Genomic DNA, 22,676 nt, shown 5'->3' with positions numbered 1-22,676 from the left:
GCACCGTGGCGTAGCACCTGTCACTGGTCCTTCACAGATAACTTTTTCAGCAAACCCTATATAGTTATCCCAATGTAGCTCCTCAATTTATAGCGTAAATTGTACGGTAATAGTTTTAATTTAGACTAGAGTCTTAGTAAATACAGAAAAATTTAAGTAAAGTTAAAATTCCATGTAGACAATTTATGCAGTCCATTGGTATAAGTCAGATTGTATTGTAAGGGCGTGATACTAATGAAGTTTTTACGGATAACTTCTACATCTATAGGAATATCTGAGGGTAAATTTAACCCTGGTGGTGGTTCTACATCTTCTAATACCTCTCCAGTTAACCAGTAATAAGTTTTGCCACGGGGGTCAACTCGCTTGTCGAAAACATCAATATAACGCCGCACTCCTTGACGAGTCAGAGTGACACCAGCTATTTCTTCCCAAGAGATTGGGGGAATGTTGACGTTAAGTAACATTAAATCTGGTATGGGTTGTGATGCCAGATGCTCTAATAAGAGTTTGGCAAATTTGGCGGCTGGTTGAAAGTCTTTGTGTGTATGACTGGTCAGACTCAGAGCAATGCTAGGAATGCCTTCAATCATTCCTTCCATTGCTGCCGAAACAGTTCCAGAGTAAAGAATTTCTGTTCCTAAATTCGCACCTTGGTTAATTCCCGATAATACCAAATCTGGGGGGGAATCGAGTAACGCCCACAATGCCAATTTTACACAATCGGAAGGTGTACCGTCACAAGCCCAAGCATTAACAGCCGGATGAAACAGGGCTTCAACCATTTCAGCGCGAATTGGTTGATGTAAGGTTAATCCGTGTCCGGTTGCCGATCGCTCTCGATCTGGACAAACTACACTCACTTGATGGCCTGCTTCGGCTAGGGTGTTGGCTAAGGTGCGAATACCTAACGCGGAAATGCCGTCATCGTTGCTAATTAGTAATTTCATCTGTTATTGGTCATTGGTGATTGGGGAAGAGGTGATTGATGATTGATGATTGGTAATTAATAATTAGTTCATAGTCTGTTGTCAGTGTTTTTGGTCACAACTGCAAAAAAAACTTTTCTCATACTGGATAGCTTCTAAACTGTAAACAGAGGAAAGTTTCACCTTGTGGCATTGACTGGTTTATGGCACATTGCTAAGGTTAATTGTCCTTTGTCAGTTGTTGGTTGTTTGTATTTTGCCATTAACTACTGACTACTAACCACTGACCGAAAAATTTTAGATTTTGGATTTTAGATTGTGGATTGGGAATTTTCAGTATAAACTCCGCCTTTTCAGGGCAGAATTAATCCAAAATACTCCCTGCGCTGCCTACGCTGCGCTAACGCCAATTTAAAATCCTCAAGCTCCACATTTTAGGGTGGAGTAAATCCAAAATCCAAAATCGTAAATCTAAAATTGATTGACCCCTGACTAATAATTAATCACGAATGACTAGCAATTTAGAGGAACAACTTTTAGCATTACGGCAGGAAGGAGAAACAGCGATCGCCTCTGCTGATACCCTGGAACGCCTGGAAGAACTGCGTGTTAACTATTTGGGCAAAAAAGGTCAACTGGGGGCGCTGTTACGCAGCATGGGACAAATGAGTGCTGAGGAACGTCCTAAAATTGGGGCGATCGCCAATACAGTTAAGGAAGCTTTACAAAACAGTCTTGACCAGCAACGCACCGCTTTAGAAACTGCCCAAATTCAAGCACAGCTAGAGGCGGAAACTTTAGATGTGACTATGCCCGGTATTTACCGTCCCCAAGGTCGCATTCATCCCCTCAATGGTATCATTGACCAAGCTCTAGATATCTTTGTCGGTATGGGTTACACCGTCGCCCAAGGGTCAGAGATGGAAACAGATTACTACAATTTTGAAGCCCTCAACACCCCTCCTGACCACCCAGCCCGTGATATGCAGGATACTTTCTATTTACCAGATGGGAATTTACTGCGGACTCACACTTCTTCGGTGCAAATTCGCTACATGGAAAAAGAAGAACCACCATTTAAAATTGTTGCCCCTGGTCGAGTTTACCGCAGAGACGATGTAGACGCTACCCACTCGGCTGTTTTCCATCAAATTGAACTTTTAGCAGTTGATGAAGGTTTAACTTTTACAGATTTGAAAGGCACGGTAAAGATATTTTTACAAGCGATGTTTGGTGATTTACCTATTCGTTTCCGCGCCAGTTATTTTCCTTTTACCGAACCTTCTGCGGAAGTTGATTTACAGTGGAATGGGCGCTGGTTAGAAGTCATGGGTTGCGGAATGGTTGACCCCAATGTATTAAAATCTGTGGGTTATGATCCAGAGATTTATAGTGGTTTTGCTGCTGGTTTTGGTGTAGAACGTTTTGCAATGGTTTTACATCAAATTGATGATATTCGCCGTTTATATAATAGCGATTTGCGCTTTTTAAGGCAGTTTTAATTTAGGGTTGTTCATGGTAAATTAGAGTTAATCAACTACTAATTTACCAAACCCGAAAAGGTTCTAAATATCAATAGCTTGCAAAAGTTGGTTTTTCAGATTTTCTAAATTTAAAAATGGGAGTAAGAACATGGGACTTCAGGAAGAAATTGACAAAATGAGGTCAGAGATTAGATCCGATCACTATTCAATGTCTATTGGGGAATGGATCAGTCTATATGAAGATGAATCAATTAATTTACATCCTGAGTTTCAAAGCTTTTTTCGCTGGACTTCTAGCCAAAAAACAAGGTTAATAGAATCTATTTTACTGGGTATACCTATTCCACCAATTTTTGTGGCTCAACGTGAAGATGGAGTTTGGGATATTGTAGATGGTCTTAACAGATTATCTACGATCTATGAATTGATTGGAAAACTAAAAGATGAAAATAACAACTGTGTTACACCATTAATTCTTGAAGGTACTAAATATTTGCCAAGTCTAGCAGGTAAAAAGTGGGAAGATAATGATAATCCTCAAAATTCTCTAACACAAAATCAGCGTCTTTTAATAAAAAGAGCTAAAATTGATGTGACTATTATTCTTGAAGAAAGCGATGATAACGCAAAATATGAGTTATTTCAAAGATTAAACACTGGAGGGTCAATAGCTACTGTACAGGAGGTAAGAAACTGCATTCTTGTAATGAATAATCAGAAAATGTTTCATTGGATGAAAAAATTAAGTCAAAGTGAAATTTTCAAAGATTGTGTAGGACTAAGTGAAAAATCAATTGCAGAACAATATGATATGGAACTATTATTAAATTTTTTAGTTTTTAGGGATTTAGAAGAAGATGAAATAAGGAATATAAGCAATAATTCCAATGAATTTTTAACAGATAAAATGATTGAAATTTCTGAAGATCCACATTTTGATTATTCAGAAGCAGAAATGGCATTTAATAAGACATTTGAAATTTTAAATGAACAAATGGGTATTGATAGTTTTCGTAGGTATTCTCACACGAAAGACAAGTTTTTAGGAGGGTTTTTAGTATCAGCTTATGAAATTATCGCGTTAGGTATTGGTTACAACTACAAAACTTTATCTAATTCATCTATCAATGTAAGGGAAAAAGTTAAGAAATTTTGGATAGATCCTGAAAATCCAATTGTGTCAAGTCAAGGTTGGTCAAATGCAAATGCACAGCGAAGAATGACAAAATTAATTCCCCGGGGACGTAAGATTTTCCAGCCATGAAAATACGAACTTTAGAGCAGCTTAGTGATAAATTATCTGAAGAACTGGCATGGCGAAAAAAAGAGCTTTCAATATTGAAAAGTTTGATTGATTCAAAATCCTTTGAATCAGGAAGAAGAAAAGTATTGCTTCGTAGTGGGGTCACTATGCTTTATGCTCACTGGGAAGGATTTGTTAAAGTATCAGGTAATAACTATATAGAATTTGTTGCTATGCAAAGGCTACCTTATAATCAACTAGCAAATAATTTTATAGCCTTGGCAATGAAAGATCAATTAGATGAAGCTAAGGACACCAAAAAAGCAACTATATATAATGAAGTTGCAGAATTTTTTATGACTAGATTAAATGAGCGAAGTGTGATCAAATATGAATTTAGAATTGCTACATCTAATTTATCAGCATCAGTTTTTAAAGAAATAATATCTATGCTGGGTTTAGATTATTCACTCTATGAATCAAAAGAAGTATTTATAAATAAAAGATTACTTGAAAAAAGAAATCTTATAGCTCATGGTAATTATCTTGATATAGATGAAAAAGATTACGATGAATTGCATACAATAGTAATAGGAATGATGGATACACTCAGAAATCAAATAGATAACGCTGCTTCAATAAAACAATATTGTTGTCAAAGTCCATCTAATACATCTACATCATCATAAAATTTTTCACTATTTATTAATTACCTAATTAAATAGACTATCTATTTCCGACAATTATCACAATGTCCACAACGCCAATTTTCCGCTTCTTTCCCAAACCCAAAAGCATCTAACAAAAATTGCCAACGACATTTTTTACTATACAAATATTCACTCATTTGTTTAGCAGCTTGTAATTGCATTTGTGGCTGACTTCCCGACTTTGCAGAAATCTTATAATGAAAAGGATCAAGCCATTGCAGTTGTCCGCTACTATGAAGTAAAGAAAGCGCCGTTGCACCATCAGGAAATTGTTTAATTACAGATGTTACTTCTCCTTGTTTTGGTAACTTTTTCGCTAAATGTTGTGCTTTTTGTTGTTGTTTCAACATCTGTTGTTCAAAAAATTGCTGTCTTTGTTTATCTTCAGCATCTAAAAAACCCGTCGGTTCACTTATTAAAGTTAACGCTTCCGCTGGTTTTCCATCTCTTCCCGCACGTCCAATTTCCTGCACATATTCTGATAATAAATGTGGTGCATGAAAATGAACAACCCAACGAACATCTGGCTTATTTATCCCCATGCCAAAAGCACAGGTACAAACAACAAACGGCATTTTTCCATTTAACCAACTTGCTTCTACTGCGCGTCTTTCTGTAGCACCTAAACCCGCATGATAACTAGCAGTATTATACCCTAATTCTGTTAACCATGCTGCTAATTCTTCGCTATCTTTACGAGTTCTCACATAAATCAAACCTGCTTGATTTTGATACTTTTGAATAAATTTTAATAATTGTTGTTTTCTCCCTTTTGGAGTCCAAGCAATTTTCACACTAGGATGTAAATTAGCACGATAAGGATTGAGTTTATAACTATCAGGTTTTTGTAACTGTAAAACATCAGCAATTATCTTTTGTGCAGCAGGATCAGCAGTGGCAGTAAAAGCTGCTATACTAATTTTTGTTCCCGGTGGTTTTGTTTTTAATAAAGCTGGACGTACAGCACCCAAACGTCGATAAGCTGGACGAAATGTATCACCCCATTGTACTAAACAATGAGCTTCATCTAATATCAAACCATTAATTTGTAATTGGGGATGAGATAATCTTTCCCACACAGGAGGACTGAATAAAGTTTCTGGTGATAAATATAATAATCTTAATTGTTGTTTTTCTAAAGCTTGCAATGTTGCCCGACGTTGATATGTAGGTAGTTCACTATGTAAAAGTGCAGCTTTTTGATTTCGTTGTTTGAGTTCTTCAACTTGGTTTTCCATCAATGCAACCAAGGGAGAAACTACTAAAGTTAATCCTGTTTTTAAGAGTGCAGGAAGTTGAAAACAAATGGATTTTCCCCCTCCTGTGGGCATAATAATTAAAGCATCTTTTTGGGATAATAAACTGTTGACAATTTCTCCCTGTGGAGGACGAAAATCATCATAACCCCAGATTTGTTTTAATACGGTGCGAATTTCGGTTAATGATGTATTATTGGGTTGATTCATATTAAAATTAGACCTAAATTATGGTAAATAAAATCTATATATAACTTTAAATTTGTAGGGGTTTAGCAGTGCTAAACCCCCAACCTATATTTTAGGAATGAAATGGACAACCACCAGCAGTTAATTTTTGCAAAAAGGCATTATTATCAAAGTAATGCTCTAAAGATTCAATTTTTAAATCTTCTGTGACGCGAGCAATACTCATCCCTGTAATTTCTATGGTTTCTCCTGTGGGTGCATAATCTTTATATGTGCCTGTAAATGTTCCCCAATGTCTCCATTTAAAGGTAACGCTAGGAGGTCCAGAAAGCACTTCTGTTAATTCCCATAAAAAGCCGTTGGGAAAAGCTTTATGAAATAATTCAAATGAAGATTCAAAAGTTTCCTTTGCTGGGCAATAATGCTCATTTTCAACTATAAATAAGTTGTATGTTCCTTGTTCTACTACTTCCTTTGCTGTGTATTGTGGTCCACCGTTACTACTCATTCTAAACTGATCCGCAACAATAGAAAGCCATTGTTCGGGGTTAAGTTTATGGGATGCTTCCATTTCAAAGGTGCGAACTAAATTTTGAGCGATCGCCTCTAATGAACCTTCTGGATGATTATATTTACTTTCTTTATGCAAATATTCATTAGTAAAAGAATAGTCTGGCTTTTGTCCTTCTCGCCATTGTACACCCTCATCATGGGCTAATACTACTTCTCTATCTTGCACCCAAAGGGGTAATTCCGTGGTCTTATCGGTACTCATGGATGTTTAGTTGTTAAAAACAGCTTTTAGCAGTATAGACTGTTTCGGTGACAGTTTTAATAATTTTTTAATATTTTATGTAATAAAATTACTAATTAATTGTAAAAGCAGAGTATATGGATAATTTTTGTAATCCTCAAAACCCAGATATTTCGCTTTTTTATATTACAGGTTTCATTGTTTATACTCTTCCTTTAGGACGATGAATAGGCTTACCTTCATGATCAAAACAATCTCCAGCAGTTCCCGGAAATGCTGCAATGAACCGTTTGATCATTTCAGGATCATCTTTAAATACAGTCATCCAAACAGAGAAAAAACCTATTCCTTGAGCAGTACGAACTATTTGTTTTCTCATTTCAGGAGTATCATTTTTTTGTAAATCAGAAAATGCTTCTTGAGCTATTCCTACAGCTACAAGTCTTTCTTTCCAACGCAAATCTGCTGAGGTAGGTTTATATTTAGGATGTCCAGGTTTTCTATCTAAGCCAACTAAATCTAATGTGTTTTTTGCGATTGCTTTTTCTGCATCAGAAAGCAAGGAATTGACGTTTATATCTCCGCTTTCAGGATGATATTCAAAAATTCGGAATGTATTATCTACATCAGCCCAATAAAAGTTTTTTCTCCTAATGAGAGAATGTCCTTTAATATCATTACAAACTCTACATAAAAGTAGAAAATTATACCAATTAGTTTTTAATTGAGGATATTTATGTTGTGATAAAATATGTTCTACATCAAAAAGTTGTGTAACACGCTTTTCGCAGTAAGAACAATAATTTCCTATTCTCTCTATAAGATAAGATTTAGCTTTTGGATGTTTACTGAAAACAATTTTTTGACCTGTTGTTGGATCAGTTGGTATACTACCTCTTTGAATTGGACGCACTGTGATTATTCTCCTAATTTTGCTAAACGCTTCATTTTCAAAAAAGCATGATAGGCAACATCATCACTATATGGTTCTATTAATTCATCCAGTTGTGATTTTAAATTCTCTAATTCTTCTGGAGATGAATTATTGGCATTTTCTAACATTTGATAATATCTTTCTGCCGTTTCCATCATCTGTTGATATCGCTCATTTCTATTTACATTTTCAACACCCATCACATTTTCTGTGATATATTCTATATATTTGTTTTCATATTCTGCTGTTGGTATTAAATCGGGATTATTTAGATCAATTAGTTCTCGATCTCTTAAAGATTGAATAATTAATGGTGAATGGGTAGTTGCGAAAAATTGAATCTTAGGAAATGTTCTTTTTAAATCTTCAATAACTCGACGTTGCCATTTAGGATGTAGGTGTAAATCAATTTCATCAATTAAAACAATACCCGGTGTAAGTTTTGCGGCTTCACCTTCAAATTGCGGATTTAAGGTAACACAACGATAGGCAATATCAGCAACCATTCCTATCATATTTTTTACACCATCACTTAACATTCTAAAGGGTAAAGTTCTTCCATCTTGTGAAGTAGCAACCAGTTCTTTTTGAAGTACGTCATATTTGACATCTTGCCAATCTTCCATACAACTTTTAATGGCTTCTTTAACTCCTGACAAAGTACCTAAAGTTTTTCCTTGTTGTAAAGATGTCAATTCCCACGTTTTAAACCACTGCATTATTTTTTTCAATTCATAGGATTTTGTCAAACAGTTCTTATATCCTAGAAATCGAGAATCAGGAGGAAGTGTTTTAAGATTTTTTATTTCCCTATGTTGAACCCAAAGACGACCTGTACTGTAATATGAAATTACTGGCAAAATAATCTTTTCCCTATCTTGTTCTTGAACACGAACTTTTTGCTGTAATTCTCTAGCATATTCTAATATTTTTTTTGCCCCTTCACGGGTTGTAGTACCACCATCAGTTTTGATTTCTCTTGTCCATGAAATCTCTGTAACATCTAAACAACCTTGACAAGATACAACTACTGGTAAAATCGGTTCTAGTGTTGGTGTTTCTCCTTCTTTTCTGAGAATACGACGAATTTCATCTTTATGAATATTCACTGAGTCTATTTTGTCAATTCCTAAAAAAAAGCTTCCTGCACCAATAGCTAGTGCATCAAGAATAGCCGTCTTTCCTGTAGCATTATCACCAATAAAAACGTTAAACTGATCTGAAAAATCAAAAACTTTATGCTCAAAGCATCGAAAATTTTGAAGTTCAAGTTGTCGAATTTTCATGTTAGTCTTCCCAAATCCAGTGCGGGAAATTAATAAAATTAACAAACGCTGCAAATAAAAACAGGTATTGCTTATTTTAAACTCGCAGAATTTTTATAAGATGTTATGTATTGGAATTTTAAATTTCTAATTGTGGGTCAAATGACGAATTACCGGATCTAACCCACTCTACCACTAAGCTGTCACTTCTTTCTTCACGGTTTGCTGTAGTGCAGCATACAACCTATTCAGTGCATTCACATAAGCCTGAGCCGAGGCCACAATTATATCTGTACTGGCTGCATGACCGGAAAATACACGGGATTCATAACGTAAACGAATCGTCACCTCTCCCAGAGCATCAATTCCGCCTGTTACCGATTGTACAGAAAATTCAATCAAATCATTCGGTACATTCACTACCCGATTGATAGCTTTATAAACTGCATCTACTGGACCAGTACCGATCGCCGCATCCGTTAATTCTTGTCCGTCGGGTGTCCGCAGGGTAACAGTTGCGGTGGGTTTGGCGTTGCTACCACAGGAAACTTGCACCAATTCGATTTTAAATAAATCTGGTGCTTGTTTAATTTCGTCGTTAACGATCGCCTCTAAATCCCAATCAGAAATTTCTTTCTTTTTGTCTGCAACTTCTTTAAACCGAAGAAAGGCTTTATTCAGATCATTTTCTGACAACTCAAAGCCCAATTCTTTTAAACGAGTACGGAACGCATTTCTACCAGAGTGTTTACCCAATACTATTTGATTGTCTGTTAACCCAATCAATTGGGCATCCATAATCTCATAAGTGAGTTTATTTTTTAACACTCCATCTTGGTGAATACCTGACTCGTGTGCAAAAGCATTAGCACCGACAATAGCTTTATTTGGTTGTACCAGCATTCCTGTCAAGCTGGAAACCAAGCGGGAGGTTTTATAAATTTGCTTGGTGTCAATATTAGTTAATGATTCTTCAGAATCAGCAGGTCTACCAAAGAAAGAGTTAAAATATTGCCGTCTGACGTGCAAGGCCATCACCAATTCTTCTAAAGCCGCATTTCCTGCCCGTTCTCCTATACCATTGATGGTACATTCTAGCTGTCGTGCGCCGTTTTTCACAGCTTCCAGGAAGTTGGCCACAGCTAAACCCAAATCATTATGGCCGTGGACGGAAATAATCGCCTGATCAATGTTGGGGACGTTTTCTTTGATACCTTTGATAATAGCGCCAAATTCGCTGGGGGTAGTGTAACCTACAGTGTCAGGAATGTTAACAGTTGTTGCACCAGCAGCGATCGCCCTTTCCAAAACTTGATACAAAAATTCTGGATCGGATCTACCAGCATCTTCAGGGGAAAATTCTACATCATCGGTGAAGCTTTTAGCATAAGCTACCATTTCCTCAGCGATCGCAATTACTTCTGGTCTGGTTTTCTTTAACTTATATTGCAGGTGAATATCAGAAGTAGCAATAAATGTATGAATCCTCCCCTTAGCTGCTGGTTTGATCGCTTCCGCTGCGGCTTTGATATCATTGTGTCTAGCTCTAGCTAAACTACATATCACAGGACCATCTTCTAAACCCACAGTCTGGGCGATTTTGCTCACTGCTTCAAAATCACCCGGACTCGCAAAGGCAAAACCAGCTTCAATTACATCTACACCTAAACGGGCTAATTGTTTGGCAATAATTAGCTTTTCGTCTATGTTTAAGGTCGCTCCTGGACACTGTTCTCCATCTCGCAGTGTCGTATCAAAGATGATAATTCTGTCTGCTTGATTGCTCATTGGTTTTGGGTTGTGGTTTGTTTAGTTGTGACTGTGGGCTTAAAATACCTTGAACTTTATTAAAAAGAATACAGGAGTCAGAATTCAGAATTTAGAATTAATTATATAGGACTAGCTTATGTATAACTGGGATTAAGATACCTAGCAAATCTATGATTTGGTAGTTCTAACTTTTGGTGATGCTTCGCCTCAATAATTTCTTCTCACTCCTGGTTACAGACTCCTTCTTCAGTTTTTAACTTTTGCTTTGTAAATAATTATTAATTTTACTAAGCTTCGGTCTTTTCTATTTGGTCTCTAATATCGTTCAAGTCTATATATCTATCCGTAGCATTACGCAATTCTCTGGCTATCATTCCTTCTGTCGATACCACTGTAATATGCGTATTTTTGGAACGTAATAACTCGATCGCTCTTTCAAAATCTCCATCTCCACTGAATAAAACTACTCGGTCGTACTGGTCAACGGTATTGAACATATCAACAACAATTTCAATATCTAAATTAGCTTTTTGTGAATAACGGCCAGAGACATCATCATAATATTCTTTGAGAATTTTAGTCCGTACTGTATATCCCAAACTAATGAGTGCATCTCGAAAGCCACGTTGGTCTTGTGGGTCTTTTAAGCCGGTGTACCAAAAAGCATTGATTAATGTTGTCTCAGGTTGTTCGTTCTTAAAATATTCTAACACTCGTCGCGGGTCAAAAAACCAGCCATTTTTTTGTTGAGCATAGAACATATTGTTTCCGTCTACGAAAATAGACAGACGATTCATTGGCAAAACCATAGAAATTTACACCTAAATAATAGATAAGAATGTAAGATTGAACAATAGATTATAGCAATTCTTAATTGACAAGCTCGCTAATATCTATAATGGTAGTTATCATGTATAGCTTTTATCTTACCTCTGGCAAAGCATAAACTTGCCTGAAACATTGCTAAACATTTAATTTGAGTCCTGGGGACTGAACTTGTTTAACCTCCGACTCTTGCAAATACAGCCTGTGATCAAAATCTACCAATAAAAATGACCCAGTAATACCCGGATTTCTCACCAAGATCCTCAAACCCTTATAACATCTGGATTCTGGGTTTTCACACTGTGTCAAAAATTAGCCCTATGAAAAATGCCCGAAACCGCTTCTCTATAAGGATTCTATAGATTGCGATCGCATTGTTTGTGAGAAATGCGGGTAATAGCATTTTGATCTGTATATCAGTCAAGTTTACTCCTAAAGAGGTATGGTATCTGGCTTTGGTTACAATAGAGGCAGATTTCCATCTCTAGATTTTCTCATCAACATTAGGGCTTTCCTATGGTAAGTATAAATATTGCTTTTGATGGGAAAAAACTTATTGAATATCATCTGCCATTGCATAAACTCTGTCAACCAAATTTAGACGTTTTACTGAAAGGCAGATAAAATTTTTCTCTACTGCTTCCCCTTTGGTTGAGTGAAATCTATGGATAGGATATAATTTCACAGTCGCCTATTGCCAAGGTGCAGCAGTTCTAGTTCATAGTGCAGTGCAACAATCATTGATAGGAATTTAGTCAAACACCGAGTTGGACTTTATTTGTATAAGGCGTGCGTAGTAGCAAATGCACTAATGCAAGTTTGGGATTGATTTAAGCATATTGGTAAAATGTACAGGATTTTAATTTAAGTTTGATGTCAAAATATATATTGTTGCTAAAAAAGTGTCTAAATAAATAACATTGTTGTACTTACAGCAGTTTTCATCTATTTGTACCACATCATTCTTGTTATCTTCCTTTCTTCCTTTGCGTCTTTGCGTGAGCTTGTCCTAAGTTGAAAATTTAATAGACAAACCTGTACACTCATAGACAAACCTATGAGTGACTTTATGTTTAAACCTCATGAATTTGCTAAAAAAATCGGAGTTTCAGTCAAGACCTTGCAAAGATGGGATGTTGAAGGAAGACTTCCAGCCAAAAGAACATTGTCGGGGCATCGTTTTTATACTGAAGATGATTTACTAATTACCCAGGGATTAAAACCTGTAGACTCAAATTGACAAACCTGTACAAGATATGTCAGTTTTAGACAGCAAAGAAATACAGTGTTGAGGTCGAGCAATGCTTTTATCTATCAAAACAAAACTCAAGTTAAATAAAACCCAGGAAATATTAATGGCTAAACACGCTGGTATAGCAAGGTTTACCTATAATTGGGGTTTAGCTACTTGGCAGGATTTGTATAAAGATGGATTAAAGCCAAACAAATACATCCTCAAGAAATTCTTTAATAATCATGTAAAACCTGAATTGGCATGGATTAAAGAAAAGGGTATTTGCCAGAAAATCACTCAATACGCTTTTGATAGTTTAGGTGAAGCTTTTCAAAGATTCTTTAAAGGACAGTCTCAATATCCTAACTTCAAAAAGAAAGGAAAAAATGATAGTTTTACAATTGATGCAGGTGGTAAACCAATTCCTGTAGGTGGTACATCAATAAAACTACCGACAATTGGATGGGTAAAAACTTATGAAGGATTACCTCACACCACCTGTAAAAGTATTATTATTTCCAGGACTGCTGATAGTTGGTATATAGCCTTTTCTTATGAACAAGAATGTCAACCAACTATCAAAAACCATGCTGTTGTTGGTGTTGATTTAGGAGTCAAGGAACTAGCTACACTAAGCACTGGTGTTATATTTCCTAATCCTAAACACTATAAACAGAATCTAGCTAAACTACAAAGATTATCCAAAGTCTATTGTAGAAAAGCTAAAGGTTCAAACAATAAGCATAAAGCTAAAATTAAACTGGCTAGACATCATGCAAGAATAGCAAACCTGAGAAAAGATACTCTTCATAAACTTACTACTTACTTATGCAAAAACCACGCCAAGATAGTAGTAGAAGATTTGAATGTTTCAGGGATGTTATCAAACCATAAATTAGCCCAAGCAATAGCTGATTGTGGGTTTCATGAGTTTAAGCGTCAGCTAGAATATAAAGCTAAAAAGTTTGGTTGTGAAATTATAATTGCTGATAGATTTTATCCATCAAGTAAAACCTGTTCTCACTGTGGACATAGAAAAGATAGTCTTTCCTTGTCTGAAAGAATTTATTGCTGCGAAAACTGCAAGTTTGAGATAGATAGGGATCTAAATGCAGCAATCATGTTATCGCGTCTGGCTAAGGCGTGAAAGTCTACGGAGGGATAACTGCTCCCATGCTCCTGTTGAAGTAGAAAGTAAAGTCTAGCTTTGTCTAGGTTTTATATAGCAGATTAAAATATGTGCTTAATTTACCAGAAAATAGATGAAATTAAAAACAAAAAACGGCGGGTGCGGGGTTTGAAACCGCAAGTTTTCGTTTAAAAGATGATAAATATTAATATTTCGGACTAAAAAGGCAATGGATGCGCTCTAGCAATTGAGCTATCCGCTACTTTTTAAAGCTAACTTTTTTGGGAATCTCGCTTGTATTGTTTTTGTAGTATATGTATTTTCATCTGTCAAGAGCCTGGAGAGAAAATTTTTGCATTTATCATAATTTTGCCCTTTTGCACTGTTACCAATAACCTGTCAACTGTCACCTATTGCTTATTTCAGTAGCTTTTGCCAAATAATTTGCTGTCATTTTGCCAAGGGATACAAAAAATGTCCCAATTTTTGCCAAGATAATAAATAATATTATTTTGCAAAAGTTCACTTGGCAAAAATCAGCATGAGTGAAAAAACCATAGAAAATTACGGGAAAAGTTTTCTCGTTCTCATTTTGCCGATATCGTTTTTGATTGTTTTCGTCGTCAATACTTGGAGGTTTTTGCTGATAGGCTTGTTGCTGCTGATGGTTTTCAACCTTTGGCATCAATACAGATGGGAAAAGTGGGGTGAGCAAGTTAACCCTCTTTTTTATCAGTTGATTCGGGAAAACCAGGGAAAGATCACACCTGTTGATTTAGCTATCAAGGGTAATTTTTCTGGGAATCAGGCAAAACGCTACTTAGAGGGAAAAGCAAAGGAATTTGGCGCTAGTGTACTAGACTCTGAAAATGAGAGTCCTGCCTACTACTTTATAACTGCCAGTATTCTTGGCGACATATTTGATAGTAGTGAATCGGTGGAAAAACTTCCCCCTCGGCCTGTGACGAAAGAGGCGCGATCGCTCTTAGCTCCACCTCCTCCCATTCCACAGGAAGAAGAACAGCAAAAGCAACAGCAGGAAGAATTACAACCAGAATTATTACCTGAAGCCACAGATGTAGCAACCCATCAGGAGGTACAAAAACCTCTGGAAGAACAGTTAGTTTTTGGTTCTCTGATTCAATCTGAACTAGCCAAGCGGTTGGGTGTTTATTCCAGTACAGTTTATAAACGCAGGAATGACCCAGATTTTCCTGAATGGAGTCGCAGCCGTGATCCAGATGGTATTGCTTGGTCTTATTCTCGTAAGTCTAGGGAGTTTTTCCCTTTGGAAAATTAGGTGACTAGTGATTGGTGATTGGTGATTGGTGATTAGTGACTAGGGACTGGGTAATAAATTTGATGTTTCCCAATCAACTATCAACTATCAACTATCATCAATTACCCATTACCTATTACCTATTACCTATTCCCACTGCTTCACTGATGGAATTTAAGCCGTTTTCTTCTAGTTTGGTTAACAAACCGGCAAGAGTGCGGCGCACCATCATTGGTCCTTCATAAATCCAACCTGTATAAACTTGGATGAGACTAGCACCTGCTGTAATTTTTTCCCAAGCATCCTCAGCCGTGAAAATGCCACCAACGCCAATGATGGGTATCTGTCCTTGGGTTTGTTGATAAATAAATCGTATGACTTCGGTGGAACGCTGGCGTAATGGCGCACCGCTAATTCCTCCGGCTTCTTCTTGGGGTGTTTTACCGGTTTTTTCAATGATTTGGGTTTTTAGTCCCTCACGGCTGATGGTAGTATTGGTGGCAATTATTCCCGCTAGTTGATAGGTTTTGACGAGATCAACAATGTCAGCGATCGCTTCCCATTCTAAATCCGGTGCTATCTTGACAAATAAGGGTTTTTGTGCAATGTTTTCTGTTTGCAGAAGTTCCAAAATTTGACTGAGCATTGCTGCATCTTGGAGCGATCGCAATCCTGGTGTATTAGGAGAAGAAACATTAACCACAAAATAATCACCTAAATTTTTCAGCAAGCGAAAGCTTTCTAAATAATTTTCTGCTGCCGTTTCTAATGGTGTAATTTTAGATTTACCTAAATTTATGCCTATGGGTATTGACCGAGATTTTTCCTGACTCAACATTGTTAATCTCGTTGCCATTGCCGCAGCACCAGCATTATTAAAACCCATACGGTTGAGGGCTGCTTGATCTAAAGTTAAGCGAAACAAACGCGGAGGAGGGTTGCCTGGTTGTGCATGATAAGTAACAGTACCCAACTCAGCAAAACCAAAACCAAAACTAGACCAAAAATTAGCACCTACTCCATCTTTATCAAATCCCGCAGCCAAACCTAATGGGTTAGGAAAATTTAACCCGAACAGATTTTGTTCTAGCCGTGTATCATAAAGGCACAAAGACTTTTCTAGAAGAGAGTTAAACCATCTAGCATACTGATGATAGCTTGTTTTTGACAGCAAGTTCAAACTACCAATTGCTTGTTGGTGTAACCACTCTGGATCTGCTTTTACCAGAGTAAATAAAAAAGGACGAATGACTGCTTTATAAATATCCAATCTGAGTTAATATCTACCAGTTATTACAACAACTATGATCAGATGCCAAATCCAGGATTAATCTGAATTTTTTTAAGAGGATGTTTTAAAAGTGGTATACCGTGATTTTCATCACATTGCTACCCCCCTTAATCCCCCCTTGTAAAAGGGGGAAACAATAAAAATCCAGTTCCCTCCCCTTTATAAGGGGAGGGTTAGGGAGGGGTAAAAATATTTGATACACCATGAGAGACTTTTCAAACAACCTCTAAGGCATCTTCAATAATATTAACCCAAGTTGCTAGTTAGGAATAGGAGTCAGGAGTCAGGAGTCAGAAGTCAGGAAAAAGAATGAATTATGATGATGTTCCCTGCTTTTTTGCTATCTACTTATCCTTGTTATTTCGATTTGAGAGCCTTTCTTGCATAACTAGCAACTTACGTTAGTATATGGTGACAGGTGACATTAGAGACAGGAACTGAAGACCATTGACTGGGTAATTAATTTTATTTTTCCCAATCAACTATCAACTATGAAGTATTACCAGTCTAAAATCTAAAATCAACATGGGACGTACTCGTTCTAAATCTGACCTGCCTGAAAAAATTTGTCCAGTATGTCAACGTCCCTTCACTTGGCGAAAAAAATGGCAAGATTGTTGGGATGAAGTTAAATATTGCTCAGAACGTTGTCGTCGTCGCCGTTCTCAGACCAAAAAATAATTGACAATTGACAATTGATAACTGATAACTAATAACTGTTAAAACTACACAGAAACAAATAAATGACTTTACAAGTACAACCTAAATTAATTATTCATGGTGGGGCTGGTAGTTCTCTCCAAGGAAAGGGAGGATTGGCGGCTGTCAGGCGATCGCTGCATACTGTAATACAGGAAGTATACTCACTATTGATCACAGGCGCAACTGCTCCTGATGCTGTAGTCCGGGGTTGTCAAATGTTGGAAGATGACCCCCGCTTTAATGCAGGTACTGGTTCTGTATTACAATCTGATGGTCAAATCCGCATGAGTGCTTCTCTGATGGATGGTACATCAGGGCGGTTTAGTGGTGTGATTAATGTTGCACGGGTAAAAAACCCGATTGAAATGGCGCTATTTCTGCAAAAGTCTCCAGATCGGGTATTGTCCGATTACGGTTCCTCTGAGTTAGCACGAGAGTTACAAATTCCTACCTATAATGCTTTAACTGATTTGCGTCTCAAAGAGTGGATGCAAGAACGGGAAGATAACTTTAAAAGGACAATGGCTGGAGTTGTCGCCGAACCGGAAATGGCAGAAAGTTCTCATGCAGGACGGGGTACAATTGGTGTAGTCGCCTTAGATGGCTATGGTCAATTAGCCGCTGGTACTTCCACAGGTGGTAAAGGCTTTGAGCGCATTGGGCGAGTCAGTGATTCTGCAATGCCAGCAGGTAATTATGCTACTCAATATGCAGGAGTAAGTTGTACTGGTATTGGGGAAGATATCATTGATGAGTGTTTAGCCGCTAAAATTGTCATCCGGATTAGTGATGGAATGTCTTTAAAAGAGGCCATGTTGCGCTCATTTACCGAAGCTAGTAAAAATCAAAGAGATTTAGGGGCGATCGCTCTTGATGCTACTGGGGCAATATCCTATGGCAAAACCAGCGAAGTTTTACTGGCTGCCTATCATAACGGTGATACCATTGGCGATACATTAGAATGGAATGATGGCGAATTGATTGGTTATTGCTAAGTAGTGAAGTAGCCATTCATTCATGAAACGCCCAAGACAAGAGGATTTTACTCCTGACTCCTGACTCCTGTACGGGCGAAGCATTCAGGTGATCAATTCTCGATTTTTCCCCAATATTTTTGTCCGAATGCTTCGCCCCTACTTACTCCTGCTATAGTGGTGGATTGAAATCCACTACTAACCTAGATATTGCGTCCTGCTACACATAATCAACAGGATCTTGTAAACCCAACTGTGCAAAAGCAGCTAACCGCAACCGACAAGAATCACAAACCCCACAAGCTTGATCACCACCAGCATAACAAGACCAAGTTAACTCCCAAGGTACACCCAACTGATTACCTATTTGGATAATTTCCGTTTTTTTCAAATTAATTAGCGGTGCAATAATATCAATAGGTTGTCCTTCCCGACCTTGTTTAGTTCCCAAACGAAACACTTCCTGCATCGCTTGGATATAATCAGGACGACAATCAGGATAACCAGAGTAATCTAAAGCATTAACACCTATATATACTCGTTGTGCGCCGATAGTTTCTGCATAACCCAAAGCAAAACTTAAAAAGATAGTATTCCGGGCAGGAACATAAGTGACAGGAATACTTTGTGACATTTCATCAAGGGAACGTGCTTGAGGGAGAGCGATCGCCTCATCCGTCAAAGCAGAACCACCCCATAACCTTAAATCAAAATTCACTATCTGATGTTGAACAACCCCTACAGATTGCGCTACAGATATAGCTGATTGTAACTCTCGTCGGTGTCGCTGCTGGTAATCAAAAGAAATGGCGTAACATTCACAACCATCAGCCCTAGCTTGATAGAGAACCGTAGAAGAATCCAATCCGCCAGATAATAGAATTACAGCTTTCATCATGCAAAAAAATCTCAAAAAATCCCTAACATCAATCTCACCCAAAAGGTGAGACAATCAACAAAATGCAACAAACAAAAAATTAAATTCAAAATGCAAATCAAAATGCAAAAAACAATTTACAGTATCGTTGGCAAAATTTTTACAGACAACCTTGCAGCCAATTACAGTCACTGATAATTTTACTGAAATTAAAATGTCATAAATTCATACAAAGACCAATTAAGTAGTTATCTGAGTTATTAATTGCCTAACTGCCATCCCAGAAGTATCACGTAAGTATTTTTGAGATGGTAAGTCAATAAAAAAAACACATATTCTTTTGTGTCAACTATAAACCATAGGATAATTAATAACTAACGATCCAAAAGTTAGCAAGATAGTGGGAACTGAACATAAACTTTGAAATTCTTCATAAATAGAACCACTATGTTACCATCTGGATGGTTTTAGACGGATCACACTTGGCAGTTCAGTATAAATGCCAACGACCGTAGCGTTTTTAAATTTGGTGGTTGAGGAGAAAATAATAGTGCAAAATAGCATATCAGTGGCAGAACCAAATCTATATTCACAGCGCAACCAGCCACGATCAATCCGCATAGGCGTGATTGGGGTGGGTAACATGGGACAACATCACACCCGCGTACTCAGTTCAATGAAAGATGTTGAACTGATAGGCGTTTCTGATATCAACGTTGAACGAGGCTTAGAAACTGCCAGCAAATACAAAGTCCGTTTTTTTGAAGATTACTGCGATCTCCTACCCCATGTAGATGCAGTTTGTATTGCTGTACCCACTCGCTTACATTATGCCGTTGGCATCAACTGCTTGTTAGCGGGAATTCATGTTTTGATTGAAAAGCCAATTGCTGCCAGTATTTCCGAAGCAGAATCACTCGTCAACGCCGCCGCTGAATCTCAATGTATTTTACAGGTAGGACACATTGAGCGTTTTAATCCCGCCTTCAGAGAACTGAGCCAAGTGCTGAAAACAGAGGAAGTTTTAGCATTAGAAGCGCATCGGATGAGTCCTTATTCAGCTAGGGCGAATGATGTTTCAGTCGTGCTGGATTTAATGATCCATGACATTGACCTACTTTTAGAATTAGCTGGTTCACCCGTTGTCAAGTTAACAGCGAATGGTACTCGTTCCCTAGACTTTGGTTATTTAGATTATGTGACTGCCACTTTAGGCTTTGCCAACGGTATTGTCGCCACTCTCACCGCCAGTAAAGTCACTCATCGTAAAATTCGCCGTATCGTCGCCCATTGCAAAAATTCATTCACAGAAGCCGATTTTCTCAAAAATGAAATTTTGATTCATCGCCAAAATACTCATCCTCATCATGACCACCGGCAGGTACTTTACAGGCAAGATGGTTTAATAGAAAAAGTCTATACTAGTAACGTTCAACCTCTGAGTGCAGAGTTAGAGCATTTTGTCAACTGTGTGCATGGAGGCAATCAGCCTTCTGTGGGTGGTGAACAAGCCCTCAAAGCTCTGAGATTAGCCAGTTTAATTGAGCAGATGGCTGTAGAAGAGCGAGTTTGGAATCCATTAGAATGGGAATCCGAATCAAGACTACAATCATTAACGCCAACTGTCTAGAATAGGTGACTGGGGACTGGTGACTGGTGAATGGGGACTGGGGACTGGTGACTGGGACTGGGGACGGGTGACTGGGAAGATTTATTTTTTTAGTAGATACAGATTTTTAAGGATTAATTTCCTAATTACCAATTACCAATTACCAATTACCAATTACCAATTACCAATCACCAATATGCTCGAATGGATAACTGACACTATCAACTCTCTGGGATATTTGGGAATTGCTCTGCTGATGTTCGTAGAGAATCTATTTCCCCCCATACCTTCTGAATTGATTATGCCACTGGCAGGATTTACAGCCAGTCCCTATCAACCAGGAGGGGCAAAATTAAATATATTAGGCGTATTTTTATCAGGACTTTTGGGTTCTGTAGCGGGCGCACTGATCTGGTACTATCCAGGTAAGTTTTTGGAAGAACGACGGTTGAAAAAATTAGCCAACAAGTACGGTAAGTGGCTGACTATATGTAGCGAAGATATTGATAAGGCTAAAAGCTGGTTCAACAGACAAGGTGGTAAAGCAGTTTTAATTGGTCGTCTAGTGCCGGGAATTCGTACCTTAATCTCTGTTCCCGCAGGTATGAGCAATATGCCCTTGCTGCCGTTCTTCTTCTACACCACCCTTGGTAGTGCTGCCTGGGTCGGCTTGCTCACATATTCCGGATACTTGCTAGGAACTCAGTATGAACTTGTGGACAAATACCTTGCCCCTGTATCTAAAATTGTGCTGGGGGGTGTAGTGCTAGTATTCTTTCTTTGGGTACTCAAGCGCAAACGCCAAGGAACTCGCAGATAAATCTAGTTCGGTTTTCAAAATATGGTTGCTGTAGAGACTTTCCGGGGAAGACTTTTGCACTTTCCGCTTGCTATAGGTGAAAATTTTGCCTGTACCATAAATCCAAAATAATGCTACATTTTCAATCGTCTACAATAAATTTTGACGTATTTCTGGCTACACTTGACCCATCTGAAAATTTTTCTGATCTTGCATTTTTGTAAGATGGGCATGATAACTTTTTACAGTTAAGTCACCACATAGGAGCTTTCATGACAGATCAACCTCCCGTAGCTAACCCAATGAATGCCGCTGCTATACCCATGAATCGAGTTGCGGCCACCCCTATAAATAATAATGCTAATAAGCCAACCTCAATTTCCGGTAAAAACGTTCTCAGTGTTGACTTAGGTAGAACCTCTACTAAAACTTGTGTCAGCCGCGAACCTGGGAATGTGGCCTTCATCCCTGCGAATGTCAAGCAGATGTCAATTGAAGAAATACGCGGTGGGGTGTTTGAATCCAAGGCAACTGATCCTTTAATGGATTTGTGGCTGGAATATCAAGGCAATGGCTATGCTGTAGGTCAGTTAGCAGCAGACTTTGGCGCAAATCTAGGAGTCGGCCAATCTAAGGTAGAAGATGCACTGGTCAAAGTATTGGCTGCTGCTGGCTACTTTAAACTCAAAGACGAAATTTCTGTTGTCTTAGGTCTACCTTTCCTTTCCTTAGAACAATTTGAAAAGGAAAAAGCACAGTTGATCAGCTTGGTAACAGGACCTCATGTTTTTAACTTCCGTGGGGAATCTGTTTCCTTGAATATCACTAAGGTTTGGGTCATGCCAGAAGGTTATGGCAGTCTTTTATGGACAGAAGTTCAACCCAACAAAGGTCCAGGAATTCCTGATTTGACCAAAATTTCTGTAGGCATTGTGGATATAGGACATCAAACCATTGACCTAATTATGGTTGATAACTTCCGCTTTGCTAGAGGTCTTTCTCAAAGTGAAAATTTTGGTATGAGTGAGTTCTATGAACTTGTTGCTAAGGAAATTCCAGGGGCTGATAGCCAGTCTCTAGCACTGATTTCTGCTGTCAACAAACCCAAGGGTGAGCGTTTTTACCGTCCCAAAGGTGAAAGCAAGCCAACAAACCTAGACGATTTTCTCCCTAACCTTACCGAAATGTTTTCACGGGATATTTGCTCTCGTGTGTTAGCCTGGTTGCCAGAGCGTGTAACTGATGTGATTATTACTGGTGGTGGTGGTGAGTTCTTCTGGGAAGATGTACAACGTTTGCTCAAAGAAGCCAGAATTAATGCCTATTTAGCTGCACCTTCCCGCCAAGCCAACGCTTTAGGTCAGTATCTTTACGGAGAGGCGCAATTGTCTGCTTCTGCTGTTCGCGCTGCTAGGTAATAAAA

20 protein-coding genes are annotated in these 22,676 nt (G+C 38.0%); 11 read left to right on the top strand and 9 right to left on the bottom strand.

The features are described 5' to 3' along the window. Positions 1-152: 152 nt before the first annotated feature. Positions 153-950, bottom strand: a complete 798-nt coding sequence (gene surE, locus K2F26_RS05855) for a 5'/3'-nucleotidase SurE (protein ID WP_220610716.1) — start codon at positions 948-950, stop codon at positions 153-155. Positions 951-1,438: 488 nt separating this feature from the next. Between surE and pheS the strand changes: the two genes are divergently transcribed. The 3 genes from pheS (at position 1,439) to K2F26_RS05840 (ending at position 4,345) form a co-directional block, all read left to right on the top strand. Next, a complete protein-coding gene (gene pheS, locus K2F26_RS05850) occupies positions 1,439-2,431 on the top strand; it encodes a phenylalanine--tRNA ligase subunit alpha (protein ID WP_220610715.1) in 993 nt (330 codons plus the stop codon). Positions 2,432-2,561: 130 nt separating this feature from the next. Continuing rightward, the gene (locus K2F26_RS05845) at positions 2,562-3,677 is read left to right on the top strand and encodes a DUF262 domain-containing protein (RefSeq protein ID WP_220610714.1); all 1,116 of its coding nucleotides are present in this window, start codon (positions 2,562-2,564) and stop codon (positions 3,675-3,677) included. Continuing rightward, the gene (locus K2F26_RS05840) at positions 3,674-4,345 is read left to right on the top strand and encodes an MAE_28990/MAE_18760 family HEPN-like nuclease (RefSeq protein WP_220610713.1); all 672 of its coding nucleotides are present in this window, start codon (positions 3,674-3,676) and stop codon (positions 4,343-4,345) included. The genes K2F26_RS05845 and K2F26_RS05840 overlap by 4 nt, the downstream gene beginning before the upstream one ends. Positions 4,346-4,386: 41 nt before the next feature. On the opposite strand, the gene K2F26_RS05835 is transcribed toward K2F26_RS05840, so the two are convergent. The 6 genes from K2F26_RS05835 to labA form a co-directional block, all read right to left on the bottom strand. Then, positions 4,387-5,832, bottom strand: coding sequence for a RecQ family ATP-dependent DNA helicase (locus K2F26_RS05835; RefSeq protein WP_220610712.1), 1,446 nt, complete (start codon positions 5,830-5,832; stop codon positions 4,387-4,389). 91 nt (positions 5,833-5,923) lie between these two features. Further along, complete coding sequence (locus K2F26_RS05830) at positions 5,924-6,586, bottom strand: ester cyclase (protein WP_220610711.1); 663 nt, start codon at positions 6,584-6,586, stop codon at positions 5,924-5,926. A gap of 181 nt (positions 6,587-6,767) precedes the next feature. After that, positions 6,768-7,478, bottom strand: a complete 711-nt coding sequence (locus K2F26_RS05825) for an HNH endonuclease (RefSeq protein WP_220610710.1) — start codon at positions 7,476-7,478, stop codon at positions 6,768-6,770. A 5-nt stretch (positions 7,479-7,483) separates the two neighbouring features. Next, on the bottom strand, positions 7,484-8,785 hold the full coding sequence (locus K2F26_RS05820) for an AAA family ATPase (protein WP_220610709.1): 1,302 nt from the start codon (positions 8,783-8,785) through the stop codon (positions 7,484-7,486). A gap of 174 nt (positions 8,786-8,959) precedes the next feature. After that, positions 8,960-10,552 (bottom strand): 2-isopropylmalate synthase, encoded by a 1,593-nt coding sequence (locus K2F26_RS05815; RefSeq protein WP_220610708.1) that lies wholly within the window; start codon positions 10,550-10,552, stop codon positions 8,960-8,962. 269 nt (positions 10,553-10,821) lie between these two features. Then, entirely contained in the window at positions 10,822-11,343 is a 522-nt protein-coding gene (gene labA, locus K2F26_RS05810) for a low amplitude/bright protein LabA (RefSeq protein ID WP_096572205.1), read from the bottom strand. Between the two features lie 1,073 nt (positions 11,344-12,416). Here labA and K2F26_RS05805 point away from each other — a divergent pair. From K2F26_RS05805 to K2F26_RS05795, 3 genes are all read left to right on the top strand, one after another. Then, positions 12,417-12,599 (top strand): MerR family transcriptional regulator, encoded by a 183-nt coding sequence (locus tag K2F26_RS05805; protein WP_375539909.1) that lies wholly within the window; start codon positions 12,417-12,419, stop codon positions 12,597-12,599. 61 nt (positions 12,600-12,660) lie between these two features. Continuing rightward, complete coding sequence (locus tag K2F26_RS05800; RefSeq protein ID WP_220610707.1) at positions 12,661-13,740, top strand: RNA-guided endonuclease InsQ/TnpB family protein; 1,080 nt, start codon at positions 12,661-12,663, stop codon at positions 13,738-13,740. Positions 13,741-14,263: 523 nt separating this feature from the next. Next, the gene (locus K2F26_RS05795) at positions 14,264-15,022 is read left to right on the top strand and encodes a hypothetical protein (RefSeq protein ID WP_220610706.1); all 759 of its coding nucleotides are present in this window, start codon (positions 14,264-14,266) and stop codon (positions 15,020-15,022) included. A gap of 115 nt (positions 15,023-15,137) precedes the next feature. Here K2F26_RS05795 and K2F26_RS05790 read toward each other — a convergent pair whose 3' ends face one another. After that, on the bottom strand, positions 15,138-16,271 hold the full coding sequence (locus K2F26_RS05790) for a quinone-dependent dihydroorotate dehydrogenase (RefSeq protein ID WP_220610705.1): 1,134 nt from the start codon (positions 16,269-16,271) through the stop codon (positions 15,138-15,140). Between the two features lie 546 nt (positions 16,272-16,817). Here K2F26_RS05790 and K2F26_RS05785 point away from each other — a divergent pair. Then, entirely contained in the window at positions 16,818-16,973 is a 156-nt protein-coding gene (locus tag K2F26_RS05785; RefSeq protein WP_220610704.1) for a DUF2256 domain-containing protein, read from the top strand. Positions 16,974-17,035: 62 nt separating this feature from the next. Then, positions 17,036-17,989: an isoaspartyl peptidase/L-asparaginase gene (locus tag K2F26_RS05780; RefSeq protein ID WP_220610703.1), complete on the top strand. Its 954-nt coding sequence runs from the start codon at positions 17,036-17,038 to the stop codon at positions 17,987-17,989. A 199-nt stretch (positions 17,990-18,188) separates the two neighbouring features. Here K2F26_RS05780 and queC read toward each other — a convergent pair whose 3' ends face one another. After that, the gene (gene queC / locus K2F26_RS05775; RefSeq protein ID WP_220611801.1) at positions 18,189-18,863 is read right to left on the bottom strand and encodes a 7-cyano-7-deazaguanine synthase QueC; all 675 of its coding nucleotides are present in this window, start codon (positions 18,861-18,863) and stop codon (positions 18,189-18,191) included. Between the two features lie 532 nt (positions 18,864-19,395). Between queC and K2F26_RS05770 the strand changes: the two genes are divergently transcribed. From K2F26_RS05770 to fcmB, 3 genes are all read left to right on the top strand, one after another. Beyond that, complete coding sequence (locus K2F26_RS05770; protein WP_220611800.1) at positions 19,396-20,475, top strand: Gfo/Idh/MocA family protein; 1,080 nt, start codon at positions 19,396-19,398, stop codon at positions 20,473-20,475. A 175-nt stretch (positions 20,476-20,650) separates the two neighbouring features. Continuing rightward, positions 20,651-21,274 (top strand): DedA family protein, encoded by a 624-nt coding sequence (locus K2F26_RS05765; protein ID WP_220610702.1) that lies wholly within the window; start codon positions 20,651-20,653, stop codon positions 21,272-21,274. A gap of 251 nt (positions 21,275-21,525) precedes the next feature. Then, complete coding sequence (fcmB, locus tag K2F26_RS05760) at positions 21,526-22,671, top strand: filament morphology actin-like protein FcmB (RefSeq protein ID WP_220610701.1); 1,146 nt, start codon at positions 21,526-21,528, stop codon at positions 22,669-22,671. Positions 22,672-22,676 lie beyond the last annotated feature (5 nt).

It is taken from the genome of Sphaerospermopsis torques-reginae ITEP-024, assembly GCF_019598945.1.
GTDB lineage: Bacteria > Cyanobacteriota > Cyanobacteriia > Cyanobacteriales > Nostocaceae > Sphaerospermopsis.
Note: the sequence above shows the minus strand (reverse complement) of the source record. Positions and strands in the feature narration are given on the sequence as shown.

What these genes read in the sequence shown, in the direction of transcription:
- surE (WP_220610716.1), bottom strand. Translation starts at nt 950, where the DNA reads ATGAAATTACTAATTAGCAACGATGACGGCATTTCCGCGTTAGGTATT.
- pheS (WP_220610715.1), top strand. Translation starts at nt 1,439, where the DNA reads ATGACTAGCAATTTAGAGGAACAACTTTTAGCATTACGGCAGGAAGGA.
- K2F26_RS05845 (WP_220610714.1), top strand. Translation starts at nt 2,562, where the DNA reads ATGGGACTTCAGGAAGAAATTGACAAAATGAGGTCAGAGATTAGATCC.
- K2F26_RS05840 (WP_220610713.1), top strand. Translation starts at nt 3,674, where the DNA reads ATGAAAATACGAACTTTAGAGCAGCTTAGTGATAAATTATCTGAAGAA.
- K2F26_RS05835 (WP_220610712.1), bottom strand. Translation starts at nt 5,832, where the DNA reads ATGAATCAACCCAATAATACATCATTAACCGAAATTCGCACCGTATTA.
- K2F26_RS05830 (WP_220610711.1), bottom strand. Translation starts at nt 6,586, where the DNA reads ATGAGTACCGATAAGACCACGGAATTACCCCTTTGGGTGCAAGATAGA.
- K2F26_RS05820 (WP_220610709.1), bottom strand. Translation starts at nt 8,785, where the DNA reads ATGAAAATTCGACAACTTGAACTTCAAAATTTTCGATGCTTTGAGCAT.
- K2F26_RS05815 (WP_220610708.1), bottom strand. Translation starts at nt 10,552, where the DNA reads ATGAGCAATCAAGCAGACAGAATTATCATCTTTGATACGACACTGCGA.
- labA (WP_096572205.1), bottom strand. Translation starts at nt 11,343, where the DNA reads ATGGTTTTGCCAATGAATCGTCTGTCTATTTTCGTAGACGGAAACAAT.
- K2F26_RS05805 (WP_375539909.1), top strand. Translation starts at nt 12,417, where the DNA reads ATGAGTGACTTTATGTTTAAACCTCATGAATTTGCTAAAAAAATCGGA.
- K2F26_RS05800 (WP_220610707.1), top strand. Translation starts at nt 12,661, where the DNA reads ATGCTTTTATCTATCAAAACAAAACTCAAGTTAAATAAAACCCAGGAA.
- K2F26_RS05795 (WP_220610706.1), top strand. Translation starts at nt 14,264, where the DNA reads ATGAGTGAAAAAACCATAGAAAATTACGGGAAAAGTTTTCTCGTTCTC.
- K2F26_RS05785 (WP_220610704.1), top strand. Translation starts at nt 16,818, where the DNA reads ATGGGACGTACTCGTTCTAAATCTGACCTGCCTGAAAAAATTTGTCCA.
- K2F26_RS05780 (WP_220610703.1), top strand. Translation starts at nt 17,036, where the DNA reads ATGACTTTACAAGTACAACCTAAATTAATTATTCATGGTGGGGCTGGT.
- queC (WP_220611801.1), bottom strand. Translation starts at nt 18,863, where the DNA reads ATGAAAGCTGTAATTCTATTATCTGGCGGATTGGATTCTTCTACGGTT.
- K2F26_RS05765 (WP_220610702.1), top strand. Translation starts at nt 20,651, where the DNA reads ATGCTCGAATGGATAACTGACACTATCAACTCTCTGGGATATTTGGGA.
- fcmB (WP_220610701.1), top strand. Translation starts at nt 21,526, where the DNA reads ATGACAGATCAACCTCCCGTAGCTAACCCAATGAATGCCGCTGCTATA.